Below are 15,164 nucleotides of genomic sequence, written 5' to 3'. Positions count from 1 at the left end.
ACGGACCAGCGGTCATCCAGTGGCCGCGATCAAGCAGCCGTGGCACTCGGTCGTAGATCAAGCAGCCGTGGCACTCCGGTCGTACCCGGTCCCGCGGAGCGCGTTCCCCGTGCTCCGCGGGACCGTTCGCGTGTCGCCCGGAAGGCGCCCACGGGCGCGCGGTCAGCGCTTCAGGAGGTCGCGCAGCGCCGCGGTGACCGCCGCCGGGTCCTCCTCGGCCATGAAGTGCCCGCACGCCACGGTGCGGTGGTCCAGGTCCGGGGCCCAGGCCCGCCACAGGGCCGCCGCGTCATAGCCGAGGGCGGCACCCCAGTCCCGCTGGAGCACCGTGACGGGCATCCGGAGCACGGCGCCCGCCTCCCGGTCGGCGCGGTCGTGCGCCACGTCGATGCCCGCGGAGGCCCGGTAGTCGGCGACCACGGACGGTACGGCCGCCCGCGCCGCCGCCAGATAGACCGCGCGCACCTCGGCGGGGATCGCCCCGGGATCGCGGGTCCACACGTCGAGGAAGTGTCCGAAGAAGGCGTCCGGCGCGCCCGCGATCAGCTGCTCGGGCAGGCCCGGCGGCTGCGCCATCAGATACAGGTGGAAGGCGACGGCCGCCGAACTGCCGTGCAGGACCTCCCACATGTCGAGGGTCGGCAGGACGTCCAGCAGGGCCAGCCGCTCGACCGCCCCCGGATGGTCGAGGCCGGCCCGGAAGGCGACCAGCGCACCGCGGTCGTGCCCGGCCAGGGCGAACCGCTCATGCCCCAGGGCACGGGCCAGCGCGACGACGTCGGCGGCCATGGTGCGCTTGGCGTACGTCGTCCCGTCGGGGCTCTCGGCGGGCTTGTCGCTCGCGCCGTAACCGCGCAGGTCCGGGCAGATCACGGTGTGGTCGGCGGCGAGGCCGGCGGCCACGTGCCGCCACATCAGGTGGGTCTGCGGGAAGCCGTGCAGCAGCACCACCGGGGTGCCGCTGCCGCCGACGGCCGCGTGCAGGGCGACGCCGTCGGCGACGGGGACGCGGTGCGTTGCGAAACCGGGGATCGTGGTGTCGTGTGCATCCATGGCCCCGAGGCTGCCGCCCGTGAATCAGCATCCGATCAGTACGGCGCGGCACACGGCGGCGGTCGGCGGCACGGGAGGGCGCGTGGGTGCGGGTGCGTCGTGGTCGAGCGCGCGGTTCCCCGCGCCCCTCGGGGCGCCGCCTGGTCCGCGTCGCGATGAGCGGTGCGGGTGCGTTGTGGCTGGGCACGCGGTTCCTCGCGCCCCTATGGGGCGCCGGCGGACACAGGGAGGCTGACGTATGGAGCCGGTGGTGTTCCGGGTGCTCGGCGCGGTCGCGGCCGAGCGCGAGGGTGCCGCGGTCGCCCTGAAAGGCCCGCGTCACCGTGCGGTGCTGGCCCGGCTGATCCTGGCCCGCCGCCGGGTCGTGCCCGTCGACCGGCTGGTCGCCGACCTGTGGGAGGAACCGCCGCCGAACGCCGTCGGCGCCCTGCGGACCTTCGTCGGCGACCTGCGGCGCGCCCTGGAGCCGGAGCGTCCGCCGCGGGCGCCCGCCCGGCTCCTCGTCACCGAGGGACCCGGGTACGCGCTGCGCGCCGCGCCCGGCTCCGTCGACGCCCGGCGGTTCGAGGACGCCGTCGCCGACGCCGCCGCGCTGCCGCCCGAGCCGGCCCTGGAACGGCTCGGCGCGGCGCTCGCGCTGTGGCGCGGACCCGCCTACGCCGACTTCGCCGGCCAGGACTGGTGCCGGGGCGAGCGGGCCCGGCTGACCGAACTGCGGCTGCACGCGGTGGAGCGGCGGGCCGAGACGCTGCTCGCGCTGGGCCGGCCCGCCGAGGCGGTGCCCGACCTCGACGCGCACACGGCCGGTCACCCCTGGCGCGAGCACGCCTGGCGGCTGCTGGCGCTGGCCCTGTACCGCACGGGCCGGCAGGCGGACGCGCTCGCCGTGCTGCGCCGCGCCCGCACCAGCCTCGCCGACGTGCTCGGCCTCGACCCCGGCCCGCGGCTGCGCCGCCTGGAAGCGGACATCCTCGCCCAGGACCCGCGCCTGGACGGCCCGGCCGAGCCGCCGACGGCGGCCCGGTTGTGGGCGCGGGCCACCGAGGCGTACGACCGGACGGTGGCCGCCGGCGCCCGGGCCCGGCTGGAGTCGACCGTCGGCCTGCTCAGGAATCTCGCGGTCACCGGTGGCGGCGGGCTCGCCGAGTCCCGCGAGCACCGGCTCGCGGCCGTGACCGCGGCGGAGGAGACCGGCGACGCGGAGCTGACCGCCCGGGTCATCGGCGCCTTCGACGTGCCCGCGCTGTGGACCCGCGCCGACGATCCGCAGGCGGCGTCCCGCATCGTCGCCGCGGCCGAACGCACCCTGGCGGCGCTGCCGCACGACGAGTCGTACGAGGCGACCCGCTGCCGGCTCCTCGCCACCGTCGCCGTGGAGATGCGCGGCACCCGCTCGCCGCGCGGCCCGGCCGCCGCCCGCGAGGCCGAGCGGACCGCCCGCCGCCTCGACGACCCGGCCCTGCTGGCGTTCGCACTCAACGGCGTCTTCATGCAGTCCTGCACCCGCGCGGGCCTCGCCCCGGTCCGGGACGCGACCGGCGCGGAACTCGTCGCGCTCGCCACCCGGCACGGCCTGGTCACCTACCAGGTGCTCGGGCATCTGATCCGGGTGCAGGCCCGGGCTGCCCTCGCCGACTTCGCCGCGGCCGACGCCCACGCCGCCGCCGCCGACCGGCTGTCCCAGCGGCACGAACTGCCGCTGGTGGCCGTGTTCACCGCCGGGTACGCGGCCCTGCGCGCCGCCGCCACCGGGACCCCGGCGCGGGCCGAGCGCGCCTACCGGTCCCTGTACGCCGCGCTCGCCGACTGCGGCATGCCGGGCCTCACGGCGGGCCTGGTCCCGCTGACCCGGCTGTCCCTGACCCTGCGTCCGGGCTGCCGCCCGGGCGACGCCGACGTCGACCTCGCCGAGGACTGGGGCCCCTACCGCCCGTGGGTCCGGCCGCTCGCCCTGCTGCGGGCGGGCCGCACCGAGGAGGCCCACGCGGCGCTACGGGCCCTGCCGGAGCCGCCGGCCGACCTGACGTACGAGGCGCTGTGCTGCCTGGCGGCGGCGGCCGCCCTGCACCTCGACGACCCCGCCCTGCGCACCACCCTCGCCGCCCGCCTGTCCCCGGCCACCGACGAACTGGCAGGAGCAGCAACCGGCCTCCTCACCTTCGGCCCCACCTCCACCTGGACCAGGGCCCTGCTGACCTGAGGGCCGGACTAGGCCGAACACGCCGCCCTCGCCGAAGTCCCCCTCCGCACAGCCGACTTCACCCGCGGCCAGCCGGGACGTCGGTGCGGGGGCCTGCTTTTGTCGGTGGTTCGGCCGGGAGGCCGGTGCGGGGCTGCTTTGCCGGTGGTTCGGGCGGGGGGTTGGTGCGGGAGGTCGGTGCGGGGGCCGCTTCGTCCGTCGTTCGGCCGGGGGCCGGTGTGGGTGTGGTCGGTTCGCCTCCCACCCCCGGTCACCCCCGGCCCACCGGTCACCCCCGCCGCGCCCGGCGGGCGCACGCCGGCAGGGCCGTCCGCGGTCGAAGTGCCGCCCCGGGAAGGCTGCTTCGGCCGTCGGTGGGCCGTAGGCCCCTGCGGATGTGGCTTGTTCGGCTCTCCGTCGCGCTCTCCGCGCCTGCCGTCGGCCCGGCGGGCGCCGCCGGACATGGCCGCCCTCAGCCGAAGTCCCGCGGCAGGGGCGCCGTTTCAGGCGTTGGCCCGCCGCAGGGCCCCCATGGGGATGTGGTCGGTTCGGGTTGTCGTTACCTTGTTGTCTGACAGACTGCACGCACGCCACAGGCGGCAGACTGATTCCACGTCGTTCCGGGGGACCGTATGGACATCGAACTGGCCGAGCTGCTCACGTCACTTCGGTCGGAGATCGACCGTGCCCGGCTGGCGGCGGCCGGCCAGGACGTGCGGTTCCGGATCAACTCCATCGACCTGGAACTCCAGGTCGCGGTGGAGAAGACCGTCGAGGCCGACGCCGGCGTGCGGTTCTGGGTGGTGTCCCTCGGCGGCAAGGGCGGCGCCAAGTCGGCGCAGACCCACACGGTCAAGCTCAGCCTGGCCGCCGAGACGGACACCGGCGAGCAGGTCCTCACCGGCGACGACGTGTCGAGCCTCTTCCCCACCGGCTGACCCCTGGATGAGCTCGCTCGACAAACGCAGGGTCGCGCAGGTCGTCGTCAGACGGGACGGCACCATCGAGTACGGCTCGGGCTATCTGATCAGCGCCCGGCTGGTCCTCACCGTGGAACACCTGCTCGGCCGGGCCACGGACCCGGCGTGCACGGTGATGCTCGGCCGGGACAAGGAGGAGCTGCCGGCCACCGTGGTGTGGCGGGGCAGCGGGCAGGACATGGCGCTGCTGCGCCTCGCCGAGCCGCCCGCGGGCCTCGGCGCCGTACCGCAGGTCGTCTTCGGCAGCCTCCCGGACGCGGTGGGCGGTGTGCCGTTCACCGGCATCGGTTTTCCCGCCTTCGCCCAGCGGGCCGCCTCGCAGCGGTTCGAGGGCTTCGACCGGCGGGACACCCATGAGGTCACGGGACGCGTCCAGCTCGGTTCCAACATGAAGTCCGGGCTGCTCGACCTCGCCATCACCTCACGTTTCCCCCACGAACGGGGCCCCGACGGCCAGGACGCCTGGCAGGGCATGTCCGGCACGGCCCTGTTCGCCCACGACAGGTTTCTGATCGGGGTGCAGTCCCACCGGCTGCGCGCCGCGGGGACGAACAGCGCGGAGGCCCAGCCGGTGGCCGAGGCGCTGCGCGACCCGGAGTTCGTCGCCGTACTCGCCGACAACTTCGTACGGCCCAGCGCGGTGCCGCTCGACCCGCCCGCCCGAGAACCCGTGCGCCGGCTGCGGGCGGTGATCTCCCAGAGCGAACTCGTCGAGGGCTTCAGCGACTTCGAGAAGAACCTCACTCCGGAGCGGCTGCCGTTCGTCTCACCGGGCAGCGACAACGAGGCGTCCCCGAAGAAGCTGCTGACCCGGCTGGTGATGTCCGAGGACCGGGGCGTGCTCCTGGTGGGCACGGCCGGCACCGGCAAGAGCCGCACCGGCCTTGAGGTGGGCCGGCTCGCGCTGGCACAGGGCTGGCGCGTGCTGCACGTCCTGCCCCACAAGGAGAAGGAGAAGGAGAACCAGTCGGTCATCGAGCAGATAGCCGACCAGGTCTTCGCGGAGCTGACCCCGGTCCTGCTGGTGGTCGACCTCAACGAGACCAGCCTCGACCTGCTGGCCCTGCGCCACCATCTGCTGCCCGAGGCCCGCCGCCGCGGCGTCCCCCTGGCGCTGCTCGCCTCCGCACGGCCCGGCTGGCTGCTGAAGGCCGATCGCGCGCTGGTGCACGAGCTGTTCGACGAGGTGAAGCTGCGCCAGGACGAAGCGTTCCAGCGGCAGGTCACCGACAATGTGCTGCGCACGCTCGCCCCCACGGCCATCCGGCAGCTGGGCCAGGACCGGATGCTCGCGGTCAGCGGCAACCGTCCCATCGTCGCCCTGCTGATCGCCCGCGAGATCGAGCGCCGCGTCAACGCCGGGATGCTGTCCATGCCGGAGACGGCGGGCCTGCGGGCCGGCGGCGAACTGCCCGCCTGGCTGCACAGCCGGCTCAGCGAGGACGAACTCGCCGTGCCCGGCCGCCCGAACATCTACACCCCCGCCCGCGCCTCGCACGGCCTGGTGGCCGCTGCGGCCGCCGCAGCGGCCTGCCCGCAGGAACACGCGGAGGTCGTGGCGGCCGCGCACGCGGCGGTCGCCGACGCCACCGGCGAGGTGCCCGCCGCCGCCGACGTGGTGGCGACGCTGGTGTCGCTGGGCTGGCTTGAGGACGAGGACGGGGTGCTGTCGGTCGCCCACGACATCGTCGCCGACCAGCTCGTCGAGTCGGTCATCCTGCCCGAGCCCGACTCCGCGCCGGACGTCCCCGGCACCCACGCCCTGCTCGCCGGCTGCCTCACCGGCGCCCGCACCGTGGGCCGCTTCGCCGTCACCATCGGCCGGCTCGTGAACGACCTGGTTCTCGCCGACCGGGCCGCCGCGAGCGCGGCCGTGCTCGACGCATGGTTCACCGCACACGCCACCGACATCGGCCGGCTGATGCGGCACGACTCGGACGTCGGCGGCTACGCGCTCGGCGCCATCTGCTCCGGACCGCCCTGGTCCGCCTCCGCCCTGCACACCTGGGGGCAGGTCGTCAGCCCGTGGCTCGCCGACCACGGCGCCGGCCACGACGCCCGGCACGTGCTGCACCGCGGACTGCGCCATCTGCCCGGCGACGGCGCCCTGCTGCTCGTACCCACCGCGCTGGCATGGCTGAAGACCCACGGCCTGACCAGCGAGGCCAACTATGTCGCGGGCCCGCTGCTCTCCCGTACCGACGTGCCGACCGAGGCCGTGCGGCAGGCCGTCACCATCGCGCTGGACTGGCTCGACCGGCACACCACGCACGCCGGCGCCGGCTATGTCATCAGACCACTGCTCGCCCGCGCCGATCTCACCGCCGACGACGCCCGACGGGTCCTCGCCGCCGCGTTCGTGTGGCTCGACCGCTACACCGCGACGCACAGCGCCGGCTATGTGCTCAGCACCCTCCTGCCGCGCGCCGACCTGAACGCCGCGGACGCCGGGCGGATGCTGTCGGTCGCGCTGGCCTGGCTCGACCACCACGCGACCGCGCCCGACGCCGGGCACATCCTGCGGCCGCTGCTCTCCCGCGCCGACCTCGGTCCCGTCGACGCGGGCCGGGCCGTGCGGGCCGCGCTCACCTGGCTTGACCTGCACGGCGTCACCGACCGGGCCACGTTCGTGCTCGGCCCGCTGCTCGCCCGCACCGACATGGACGTAGGCGCCGCCCGGCGGGCACCGGCCGCGGCCCTGCGCTGGCTTGACCAGCACGCCGGCACCGCGGAGGCCCGGTTCGTGCTCGGCCCGCTGCTCGCCCGCACCGACCTGGCCGCCGCAGACGCCGCCCGGGTGCTGGCCACCGCGCTGGTCTGGCTGGAGCGGCACGCCACCGCGGCCGACGCCGAGTCGGTCCTCAGCCGCCTCGTCCAGCGTTCCGGCCTGGCCGCCGAGGACGCCACGCGGGTGCTGGCCGCCGCGCTGGTCTGGCTGGAGCGGCACGCCACCGCGGCCGACGCCGAGTTCGTCCTCAGCCGCCTCGTCCCGCGCACCGATCTCACCGCCGCCGACGCCCGGCGGGTCACCCGCGCCACCCTCGCCTGGCTCGACCAGCACACCACCGCCGAGCGGGCCAAGTACCTCCTCGGCCGCCTGCTCACCCTGCCCGGCCTCGCCGAGGCCGACGTGCGCCGGCTGGTGCTCGCCGCCCTGGCCTGGCTCGACCGGCACGCCGCCGACGACTCCGGGCACGTCCTCGCCCCGCTGCTCTCCCGCCCCGACCTCACCCCCGAAGAGGCCCGGCAGGCGGTGACGGCCGCCCTGGCCTGGCTCGACCAGCGCATGATCAGCGACGCCGGCTATGTCCTCAGACCGCTGCTCGCCCGGTCCGACCTCACCACGGCCGACGCCCAGCGGGCGATCCGCACCGCGGTGGCCTGGCTCACCCACTACGAGACCACGCTGGGCGCCGGGTACGTCCTCAACGTCATCCTGGCCCGGGGCGACCTGACCCCCGGCCAGGCCCGGCGGGCGCTCGCCGCGGCCCGCGTCTGGCTGGAGCGGCACACCGCCACACCCGACGCCGGATACGTCTTCGGCCGGCTGATCGCCCACCCCGACGTCCCGCCGGGCGAGGCACAGGAACTGCTGCCCGCCGCCCTCGCCTGGCTCGGCGACCACTTCACCGCGCCGGAGGCCCGCCATGTCTTCGACGCCCTGGACTCGCGCACCGACCTCGGCACGGACGACACCCAGCGGTTCGCGTCGACCGTGCTGAGATGGCTCGACCACCACGCCGGCACCCTGCGGGCGCAGTCCGTGCTCAACGCGCTGCTCGCCCGGAGCGATCTCACCGCCGAGGACGCCCGGCGGGCCGTGGCCGCGGCGCTGCTCTGGCTCGACAGCCATCTCGCCGGGCCGGGCGCCGGCTACGTACTCAAACCGCTGCTGGCCCGCGCCGACCTGCCGTACGACGCCGCACGGCGGGCCGTCACCGCGGCCCTGACCTGGCTCGACGACCACGCCACCGCCCAAAGCGCCCAGTTCGTCCTGAACACCCTGCTCGCCCGCCCCGACCTGACCAGGCCCAGTGAAGTCCGCGGCGGTTCGACAGTGCCCCGAAGGGGCGCGGGGAACTGCGCGACCAGCCACGATGGTGCCGCAGACGACCGACGGCACAGCGCGGCATGTCCAGCGGAGCGCTCAGGCGCCGACGAGGCACCGCGGGCGAGGGCCGCCGCGTACCGCTGGCTGGACGAGCACGCGGCCCTGCCGGAGGCGCGGTTCGTCCTCGACCCGCTGCTGGCCCGCTCCGATCTCGGCCCGGAGGGCGCCCGGCGGGCCGTCGCCAAGGCCACGGCATGGCTCGGCCTCCACGCCGCCACACCCGGCGCCGGCTATGTCCTCGTGCCGCTGCTGGCCCGCGCGGACCTGCCCGAAGCGGACATCCGACGGTCGGCCGCCGCCGCCCTGGTGTGGCTGGACCACCACGCCACCACCCCGAAGGGCCGGTTCGTCCTCAACTCCCTGCTCGTCCGCGCCGACCTGCGGCCCGCCGACGCCCAGCGGTCGGCCGCCGCCGCCCTGGCCTGGCTCGACCGCGGCGCCCTCGACCTCGCCGCCGGCTACGTACTCAAACCGCTGCTCGCCCGCGCCGACCTGACCGACGAGCACGCCCGGCGGTCCGCGTTCGCCGCGCTCACCTGGCTGGACCGGCACACGCTCACCGTCGACGCCGCCTATGTGCTCGGGCGGGTGCTCGCCCGCACCGACCTCGGCGCCGAGGACGCCCGGCGCGCGCTGGCCGCGGCCTTCGCCTGGCTCGACGAGCACGCGTCCCTCAGCGAGGCCCGCTTCGTGCTGGACCCGCTGCTCGGCAGGACCGAAGCGAGCGAGGACCAGGTCCGGCGGTCGGCCGCCGTGGCGCTCGCCTGGCTGGACGGGCACGCCACCGCCTTCGGGGCCGGCTACGTACTCAAACCACTGCTGGCCCGGGCCGACCGGCCGGCCGACGACGTACGGCGGGCCGCGTCCGCCGCGCTCGACTGGCTCGACCGGTATCCCCTCGCGCCGAGCGCCGCGCATGTGCTGCGACCGCTGCTCGAACGCACCGACCTCACGCCCGACCACGCCCGGCGGGCGGCCGTCGCCGCACAGCGCTGGCTCGCCGACCACGCGCCCGCCCCACGGGCCCGGTTCGTGCTCGGCCCGCTGCTCGCCCGCGCCGACCTGCCCGCCGGGAACGCCCCCGCGGTCCGCGCGCTGGCCCTGACCTGGCTGGCGGAGCACGCCACCGTCGCCGGCGCGCCGATCGTCCTCAAACCGCTCCTGTCGGACGCCGGGCTCGGTCCCGCCGACGCCGCGCGAACGGTCTCCTTCTCCTTCGCCTGGCTCGGCGAGCACGCGTCGGCGGCACGGGCCCGGTTCGTGCTGGGCCCGCTGCTGGCCCGCCGCGACCTGTCCGCGGCAGAGACACGGCGGGCGGTCGCCCTCGCCCTCGCCTGGCTGACCGAGCACGCCACGACGGACAAGGCCACGACCGTCCGCGACGCGCTGCGCTCCCGCCCCGACCTCACCCCCGACGAACGCGACCGCCTGAACCCACCCCAGGTCTAAGCGATTCGCTGGATGTGCGGTGCTGTGCCGTCGGTCGTCTGCGGCGCCGTCGTGGCTGGTCGCGCAGTTCCCCGCGCCCCTTCGGGGCGCGCTGTCGAACCGCACGTGTTTCGCCCATCGGGGCGGGGGCGGGGGTGGGTGAAACCGGGTTGAGGCCGGGCTGAAGGCGCAGGGCCGCAGGGTGTGCGGCATGACGACGCATCACGAACTCGCCATCGAAGTCTCCGGGTTGCGCAAGGCGTACGGGAACAAGGGGAACAAGGGAGGCAAGGGAGGCAAGGGGGGTAAGGGGGACAAGACCGTCCTCGACGGCATCGACATCCACGTGCCCACCGGCACCGTCTTCTCGCTCCTCGGACCGAACGGCGCGGGCAAGACCACCGCCGTCAACATCCTCTCCACGCTGATCTCCGCCGACGCCGGACGCGCAAGGATCGCCGGCCACGACCTCACCGCCGAGGCCCAGGCGGTACGCGCCGCCATCGGCGTCACCGGCCAGTTCTCCGCCGTGGACGGTCTGATCACCGGCGAGGAGAACATGCTCCTCATGGCCGACCTGCACCATCTGCCGCGCACCGAGGGCCGACGGGTGACCGCGGAACTGCTGGAACGCTTCGACCTGGTGGAGGCCGCGAAGAAACCGGCATCCACCTACTCCGGCGGCATGAAACGCCGCCTCGACATCGCCATGACCCTGGTCGGGGGCCCGCGGATCATCTTCCTCGACGAGCCGACCACCGGCCTCGACCCGCGCTCCCGCCACACCATGTGGCAGATCATCCGCGACCTGGTCGCGGGCGGCACCACCGTGTTCCTGACCACCCAGTACCTGGAGGAGGCCGACCAGCTCGCCGACCGTATCGCCGTGCTCAACGGCGGCAGGCTCGTCGCCGAGGGCAGCGCCGACGAACTGAAGCGGCTCGTCCCCGGCGGCCACGTACGGCTGCGCTTCGCCGACCCGCAGGTCTACGAACGGGCGGCGACCGCACTGCGGGAGAGCGCACGCGACGACGACTCGCTCGCGTTGCAGATTCCCAGCGACGGCAGCCAGCGCGAGCTGCGCGCCATCCTCGACTGGCTCGACGCCGCCGGCGTCGAGGCCGACGAACTGTCCGTGCACACCCCGGACCTGGACGACGTCTTCTTCGCCCTGACCGGCGCCACCACCACGACCGCTGCCGCCGCCACCGCCCCGACCGGCGCCTTTCCCGTCGCCCCCGTTGACAAGGAGACCGTCCGATGACCGCCGCCGGCCACGCCGTACGCGACAACCTGACCATGCTGCGGCGCAATCTGCTGCACGCCCGCCGCTACCCCTCCCTCACCCTGAACGTCGTCCTCACCCCGGTCGTCCTGCTGCTGCTGTTCGTGTACGTCTTCGGCGACGTGATGAGCGCCGGCATCACCGGCGGACCGGCCGACCGCGGTGACTACGTCGCCTACCTGGTCCCGGGCATCCTGCTGATGACCGTCGGCGGCACCGCGCTCGGCACCGCGGTGTCCGTGGCCTCCGACATGACCGAGGGCATCATGGCCCGCTTCCGCACCATGGCGATCTCCCGTGCCTCCGTGCTGACCGGCCATGTGATCGGCAGCGTGATCCAGACGCTGCTCGCCCTGGCGCTGGTCCTGGGCGTCGGGCTGGCCATCGGCTTCAGGCCCGACGCGGGGCCGGTGGAATGGCTCGCGGCGGCCGGCCTGCTGACGCTGGTCAGCCTCGCGCTGATCTGGGTCGCGGTCGGCATCGGCCTGGCCTCCCCCAACCCCGAGGGCGCCAGCAACATCGGCCTGCCGCTGATGGTGCTGCCGCTCCTGTCCAGCGCGTTCGTGCCGGTGGACGCCATGCCGGGCTGGTTTCGCTGGTTCGCCGAGTACCAGCCGTTCTCGCCCGCCATCGAGACCCTGCGCGGCCTGCTGCTGGGCAGTGAGATCGGCACCCGGAACGCGGTGCTGGCTGTCGTCTGGAGCCTGGGCCTCGCCCTGCTCGGCTACCTGTGGTCCAGGGCGCGGTTCACTCGCGAGCCGCGGCGTTGAGTTCGCGCAGCGCCGCGGCCCGCAGCTCCTGGCGTCCCAGGGCGGCGTACGCGGACCGTGCTTCGGTGTAGGCCGCCGCGTCGGTGTTTTCGGCGTTCGGTCGGCGCCGCCAGCGGGACGGCCCCCGTCGCCCGCGGCCGGCCCGTGCCTGCTCGGCTACCTGTGGTCCAGGGCGCGGTTCACTCGCGAGCCGCGGCGTTGAGTTCGCGCAGCGCCGCGGCCCGCAACTCCTGGCGTCCCAGGGCGGCGTACGCCGACCGTGCCTCGGCGTACGCCGCCGCGTCGGTGTCCTCGGCCGCCCGCCGGGACCGTGCCGTGGACAGCGTGGGGAACTCCCGCACCACCGGCATCCGTTCGGCCAGCGCCACCAGCCGTACGGCCGCCGGGTCGCCCGCGGCCAGCCCGGCCAGGCCGAGCGCCAGCAGCACCGTCCCGTACACCGGGACATCCACCGGGGACCGGTCGACCGGGGAGCCGGACAGCATCCCGAGCAGCCGCTCCCGCAGCCGCTCGGCCAGCCCGGCCACCGGTTCCAGCCGGCCGTGCCGGGCGTGCGCGGCCAGCGCGGCGGCCTGCACCTCAAGCGCCCACGGGTCCACGAACGGGTCACCGGCGTGCGACAGGCTGTCCTCCCGTATCCGCCGCACCGCCTGCCGCCACAGCCCGAGCCCGACCTCGGTCAGCCCCCGGGCCAGCGCGATCTCGGCCCGGGCCGGCAGATCGGGGGCGAAGATCCGGGCGGCCTCCGGCTGCCGGTCCAGGGCCGCGAGGCCCAGCCAGTACTCGGCCTCGTCGACCTCACCGCGTTGCAGACAGGCCAGCACCAGCGACCAGCGGACGCCGATCGAGTCCGACCAGTCGCCCAACTCGCCGAGCGCGTCGAGCGCGGCCCGCAGATGCTCGTACGCCTCCGCGCCCCGCTCGGCCTGGAGACACAGTTCGCTGATCCGCCCGTGGCACACCACCCGCAGCGTCGGGTTGCCGACCGGCCCCAGCGCCTCGGCCATCCGGCGGGCGTACGCCAGCGCGCGCTCCGGCTCGTGCTCGGAGTCCCACAGATAGCTGGCGACGAACGCCGCGACGCCCGCGAGCAGCGGCTCGTCGCGGTCGCACAGCTCCCGCAGCCGCGCATACCGCGGCGGGCGCATGTCCGGGACGGCGCACAGCACGACCGACAGGGCGCGCAGCACCGTGTCCGGCGAGGCGGGCGGCAGCCGGCGCAGGGTGACCAACTGCCGTACGGCGTGCGGACCGTGGCCCATGAACAGGCTCGCCGTGCATGCCGCCGCCGCGCTGCGGGCCACCTCGACGTCCTCGGGTCCCGGCCGGAAACGGGACAGTGGCCCGCCGGTCTCGGCGGCCAGCGCGGTGAGCCGGGTGAAGTTGGTGTCGGTGGCCCACAGGGAGGCCAGCACGGCGGTCAGGGCCGCGGTGGTGGGCCCGTCGGACCGGGCCAGCGCGTACCGCAGCGCCAGCACCAGATTGTCCTGTTCGGCCCTGATACGGACCCACGAGGTCAGCGGGTCGTCGCCGAACAGCACATCATGGCGGGCCCGGCCGAAGTCCCGGGCCCAGCCGAGGAACCGGTCGGTGACCGTCTCCTCCTCGCCCGCCTCGGCCCGCCGCCCGGCACTGAACTCCCGCAGCGTCTCCAGCATGTGGAAACGCACCCCGGACGGGCCGTCACCCACCTTGATCAGGGACTGGTCGGCCAGCTGCTCCAGCAGGGCCAGGGTGTCCCCGGTCCCGTCGAGCAGCCGCTCCGCCGCGTCCTCGGTGAAGCCGCCGGGGAACACGGACAGCGCGCGCAGCGCCGCCCTGCCGTCGGGTTCCAGCAGGTTCCAGCTCCACTCGACCACGGCCCCGAGCGTGCGATGCCGCTCGGGGGCGTCGCGGGCGCCGCCGCGCAGCAGCGCGAACCGGTCCCGCAGCCGGTGCGCGATGTCGGCCACGGACAGCACCCGCACCCGGGCCGCGGCGAGTTCCACGGCCAGCGGCAGCCCGTCCAGCTGACGGCAGACCTCGGTGACCCGGTCGGCGGGCAGCTCCACCCCGGGCCTGGCCGCCCGCGCCCGCTGCTCGAAGAGCGCGACCGACGTCTCCAGGGACAGCTCGGGCAGCGCGTACACGGACTCCGAGGTCAGTCCGAGCGGGGCCCTGCTGGTGGCGAGGATCCGCAGCTCCCGCGACCGCGACACCAGCGCCTGCACGAGCGCGGCGGCGCCGCGCACCACGTGCTCGCAGTTGTCCAGCACCAGCAGTACGGGTCCGGTGCCCAGCGCGGCGGTGATGCTGGCCACCGGGTCGTTGCCGCCGCCGAACTGGCGGCCCTCCCCGGCGCCGACGGCCGAGGCCACCTCGGTGGCCACGTCGTCGTCGGCGGTGACACCGGCCAGCGCGACGAAGTGCACCACGGGCTGCTCGGCCGCCCGGCCGACCGCGTGGCCGAGCCGGGTCTTGCCGAGTCCGCCCGGCCCCACGACGGTGACGACCCGCGCCCGGCGCAGCAGTTCGGCCACCGCGGCGAGGTCGGCGTCCCGGCCGAGCAGCGGATTGGGTTCGTGCGGCACGCCGTGCCGGACGGGCGGCGCGTCCGCGTGCAGCAGCCGCTGGTAGAGGGACCGCAGGGCGGGCCCCGGATCGGTGCCCAGTTCCTCGCGCAGCCGGCGCCGGTAGGCGTCGTACCGGGTCAGGGCCGCGGCCCGGCCAGCGGTGACCGCCTCGCAGCGCAGCAGCTCCGCGAGCACTTCCTCGTCCCGGGGCCGCTCCCGGGCCAGCTCGGTCAGCGGCGCCGTCGCCTCCTGCGGGCGGTCGAGCCGGGCCAGCGCCAGCGCCCGGCAGCGGACCAGCGCACGGCGCGCCGGGATCCGGTCGGCGCGCAGGGCGGCCACCGGGTCGCGCAGCTCCTCGGCCGCCGCGGCGCCGGTGTTCCCGTCCCACAGCGCAAGGCCCGCCTCGGCCTGCCGCAGGGCGCCCTCGTGGTCCCCGGTCCGCGCCCGCTCGGCGCTCGCCGCCTCGTACCGCAGCAGTGCCGAGCTGTCGACCTGCGTCTCCTCCAGCGCGAGCCGGTAGCCCGTCGGGGTGCTCACGACCAGGTCGGCACCCAGCTGCGCGCGCAGCCGCGACACCAGGACCTGTACGGCCTTGCCGGGCCGCTCCGGCAACTCGTCCGGCCACAGCCCCTCCACGAGCCGGCCGGTGCTGCACCCGGTGCGCAGATCACGCGCGAGCAGCGCCAGCAGCCCGCGCAGCCGTGGCGCGGTGATCTCCCGCCCCCGCCAGAGCACCCCGGCCAGCAAAACCAACTCACCACTCACACGAGCACCCTAACCAGCCTCCTCCACTGTGCCGCCGGCCC

The 15,164-nt window shown here is 75.4% G+C and carries 7 protein-coding genes; 5 read left to right on the top strand and 2 right to left on the bottom strand.

The window, feature by feature from the left end; all coding sequences use genetic code 11:
* Positions 1–162 precede the first annotated feature (162 nt).
* Positions 163–1,053, bottom strand: a complete 891-nt coding sequence (locus tag AC27LF_RS38095) for an alpha/beta fold hydrolase (protein WP_479661548.1) — start codon at positions 1,051–1,053, stop codon at positions 163–165.
* A 238-nt stretch (positions 1,054–1,291) separates the two neighbouring features.
* Here AC27LF_RS38095 and AC27LF_RS38090 point away from each other — a divergent pair, with 238 nt between their 5' ends.
* The 5 genes from AC27LF_RS38090 (at position 1,292) to AC27LF_RS38070 (ending at position 11,806) form a co-directional block, all read left to right on the top strand.
* The gene (locus AC27LF_RS38090; RefSeq protein WP_479661547.1) at positions 1,292–3,253 is read left to right on the top strand and encodes an AfsR/SARP family transcriptional regulator; all 1,962 of its coding nucleotides are present in this window, start codon (positions 1,292–1,294) and stop codon (positions 3,251–3,253) included.
* Positions 3,254–3,864: 611 nt separating this feature from the next.
* A complete protein-coding gene (locus AC27LF_RS38085; protein WP_479661546.1) occupies positions 3,865–4,170 on the top strand; it encodes a trypco2 family protein in 306 nt (101 codons plus the stop codon).
* 7 nt (positions 4,171–4,177) lie between these two features.
* Positions 4,178–9,772 carry a trypsin-like peptidase domain-containing protein gene (locus AC27LF_RS38080; RefSeq protein WP_479661545.1) on the top strand — a complete coding sequence of 1,865 codons (5,595 nt, stop codon included), beginning with the start codon at positions 4,178–4,180 and terminating at the stop codon, positions 9,770–9,772.
* A 190-nt stretch (positions 9,773–9,962) separates the two neighbouring features.
* Positions 9,963–11,015, top strand: a complete 1,053-nt coding sequence (locus AC27LF_RS38075; protein WP_479661544.1) for an ATP-binding cassette domain-containing protein — start codon at positions 9,963–9,965, stop codon at positions 11,013–11,015.
* Positions 11,012–11,806 (top strand): ABC transporter permease, encoded by a 795-nt coding sequence (locus AC27LF_RS38070; protein ID WP_479663797.1) that lies wholly within the window; start codon positions 11,012–11,014, stop codon positions 11,804–11,806. Before AC27LF_RS38075 ends, AC27LF_RS38070 begins: the two co-directional genes overlap by 4 nt.
* 179 nt (positions 11,807–11,985) lie before the next feature.
* Here the strand turns inward: AC27LF_RS38070 and AC27LF_RS38065 are convergent, their stop codons facing one another.
* Positions 11,986–15,123 (bottom strand): ATP-binding protein, encoded by a 3,138-nt coding sequence (locus AC27LF_RS38065; protein WP_479662028.1) that lies wholly within the window; start codon positions 15,121–15,123, stop codon positions 11,986–11,988.
* Positions 15,124–15,164 lie beyond the last annotated feature (41 nt).

It is taken from the genome of Streptomyces diversicolor (assembly GCF_057537855.1).
Note: the sequence above shows the minus strand (reverse complement) of the source record. Positions and strands in the feature narration are given on the sequence as shown.

What these genes read in the sequence shown, in the direction of transcription:
- AC27LF_RS38070 (WP_479663797.1), top strand. Translation starts at nt 11,012, where the DNA reads ATGACCGCCGCCGGCCACGCCGTACGCGACAACCTGACCATGCTGCGG.
- AC27LF_RS38095 (WP_479661548.1), bottom strand. Translation starts at nt 1,053, where the DNA reads ATGGATGCACACGACACCACGATCCCCGGTTTCGCAACGCACCGCGTC.
- AC27LF_RS38080 (WP_479661545.1), top strand. Translation starts at nt 4,178, where the DNA reads ATGAGCTCGCTCGACAAACGCAGGGTCGCGCAGGTCGTCGTCAGACGG.
- AC27LF_RS38090 (WP_479661547.1), top strand. Translation starts at nt 1,292, where the DNA reads ATGGAGCCGGTGGTGTTCCGGGTGCTCGGCGCGGTCGCGGCCGAGCGC.
- AC27LF_RS38085 (WP_479661546.1), top strand. Translation starts at nt 3,865, where the DNA reads ATGGACATCGAACTGGCCGAGCTGCTCACGTCACTTCGGTCGGAGATC.
- AC27LF_RS38075 (WP_479661544.1), top strand. Translation starts at nt 9,963, where the DNA reads ATGACGACGCATCACGAACTCGCCATCGAAGTCTCCGGGTTGCGCAAG.